We start from the raw sequence: 2174 nt of genomic DNA, 5'->3' as shown, positions 1-2174 counted from the left end.
ATCGGAAACATTTGCAAAATGTATTAAAAGTACTTGCCTCAATATCGGATCAAGATACGCCTGTATCATCTTCTTATTTTTACACAGCTGGATTTCGTCGAAAGGAATTGGGTGCGGTTCCTTTAATTCTTGGTACTTCTCCAAAGAAATATAGTAGAACGAATAAATGGATTGTAATTAAAGAATAAGAAAGGGCTTATGTCATGGTTAATAAAAAGCGGTATATGAAAGTGAAGTTTTGGAGTGTAAGAGCTTTAATCATACTTTTCTTTGCGATTTGTGCAATATCGTTATCACAAGGTGTGGTGCATGTACAAGACATAGTAAAAGAGCGTTTTTTTAGTGAGAAGAAATCTGAAAAAATTTATAAGGAAACAATAAACAATGAAAATAATGAAGATTATGGCACTGGCAGACCTTTGGAAAATACAAAAGTAGGAGAAAATAGGGATAGGACGCCAACGGGTAAAAAATTTAAAGGTTTTAAAAAGGAAAATTCATGGGGAGACGTATTTTCTTTTCTTTCAAATTCATGGATTACTGTAGTTTTTTATGTAGTTATTGCAGCGGTAATTACATATTTTCTTTATAAATCAGTTAGGAAAAAGTTAATGAAATCAGAAATAGAACAGGAGAAACAATCGGTAACGAAAGAATATACGGTAAGAACCGAAAAAAACGAGAAAGTGAAGCATCGATTAAAGCGACCATTACCTACAGATACGATAAGGAAAGCGTTAGTTGAATGGGAAAGGACTTTACCATTTCATGAACAGAGAAGGTCTTATGAAACGATACAACAGTGGTTAAAAAGAATTTGTAGAACGAGAGATATCATTCCGTTATATGAGTCTGTTCGATATGGTGGAAAGACTTATACGGAATTAGATGTGGAAAAAGCAATGAAGTGGATAGAGGATGGTGGGAAAGGGCTGCATGAATAGTAGAATGTACTATATCAAAATAAAAAAGATGGCTGAGTTAATCTGAATATAAAAATTATATAAGTAAATAAAATTAACTGTAAATTAATTTTATTTACTTATATTTAATTGCATGTTAATGTATACTTAATTTTTTATATCTATACCAATGGAAAAAGAATATACAAGCTATATGTAACTCTTTGTATAGTATTGCTTCTTAAATTGTTTATGAGTGTATCTTTGTTTTATTAATATAAAATGAAAAAAGGATGCATTAAAGCTAAACGATTAATGGGTAGCATGTTAATAAAAAATTACATGAGTTTAGTAGAAACGTATAATTTATTTTTAAGGGTGTGAAAATATAATGAAACCGGTATTGAAAAGCATACTTATTTCCTTTGCTTTTTCTGCAGTAGGGATGTGTTGGCTGCTGTTCATGTTATTTAGAGGGGGCGGAGACTGGCTATTGTCTTGGATAGGTGTATTAATGGCATATTTATCTTTATACACTTTAATAGATTTATATTGTAAAAATACATACGAAAAAACATTAAATAAATTGCTTATAAAATCAACAGTTACTACCTTTAGTTTTGGAGTATTAGGAATCACATTTGGTATAATACACGAGCTATTAACACCATGGAGTCTCAGTTTAATGGTATGGTATTGGTTGCTAATTCTACTTTTATTTTTAACGACCATAATATTATTAGTTATTTTAGTATTGGTAAATCGTAAAAATCATAATTTTACCGTGGGATATAGAATACTTATACTTCTAAATATATTTCTTACGTTAGGACCAGTATTGTGGCCGTTATTTCTTACTATTATTGGAAATGGTATGAATGCTAGTGCAGGATGGTAAAAGTGAATATAGGGTTTGAAATATTTAAAAGAACGTGTTTATAAATGAAAACACGTTCTTTTTTATGATAAATATAAAGTTACTGTATCTGACGACTTACAATTATTTGCACTGGAGATYCAAAGTCTTTTATCCCCAAATACTTTACAGAATCTAGCTAGAGATGTTGGATTTGTACAGAGGACAAGTAAGTATCAAGCACAAGATTTAATAGCTTTATTCGTATGGCTAAGCCAAACTGTAGCATAACCTAGTTTTGTAGTTGTTTAGAAGCATCAAGCTAAGATAAAAATTAATCCCCTACAACAAAAACACTATTCTTTTTCATTGCGGATATTGTATTTCTTTAACCGACGGATCAGTGAAGTTTGAGT

2 protein-coding genes and 1 pseudogene are annotated in these 2174 nt (G+C 30.6%); all 3 read left to right on the top strand.

The features are described from left to right. Positions 1 to 188 (top strand): annotated as a pseudogene (locus tag AC1DTM_RS23720) (DUF58 domain-containing protein); the annotation flags it as partial. A gap of 15 nt (positions 189 to 203) precedes the next feature. Beyond that, positions 204 to 944, top strand: a complete 741-nt coding sequence (locus tag AC1DTM_RS23715) for a hypothetical protein (RefSeq protein ID WP_088099173.1) — start codon at positions 204 to 206, stop codon at positions 942 to 944. Positions 945 to 1293: 349 nt separating this feature from the next. Further along, complete coding sequence (locus AC1DTM_RS23710) at positions 1294 to 1800, top strand: DUF3902 family protein (protein WP_088099172.1); 507 nt, start codon at positions 1294 to 1296, stop codon at positions 1798 to 1800. Positions 1801 to 2174: the final 374 nt, after the last annotated feature.

The sequence above is a fragment of the Bacillus sp. P4_D3 genome (genome assembly GCF_056401855.1).
This window is presented reverse-complemented; position numbering and strand designations above follow the sequence as displayed.

Excerpts from the sequence above, each read along its gene's own strand:
- AC1DTM_RS23715 (WP_088099173.1), top strand. The coding sequence starts at position 204 with ATGGTTAATAAAAAGCGGTATATGAAAGTGAAGTTTTGGAGTGTAAGA.
- AC1DTM_RS23710 (WP_088099172.1), top strand. The coding sequence starts at position 1,294 with ATGAAACCGGTATTGAAAAGCATACTTATTTCCTTTGCTTTTTCTGCA.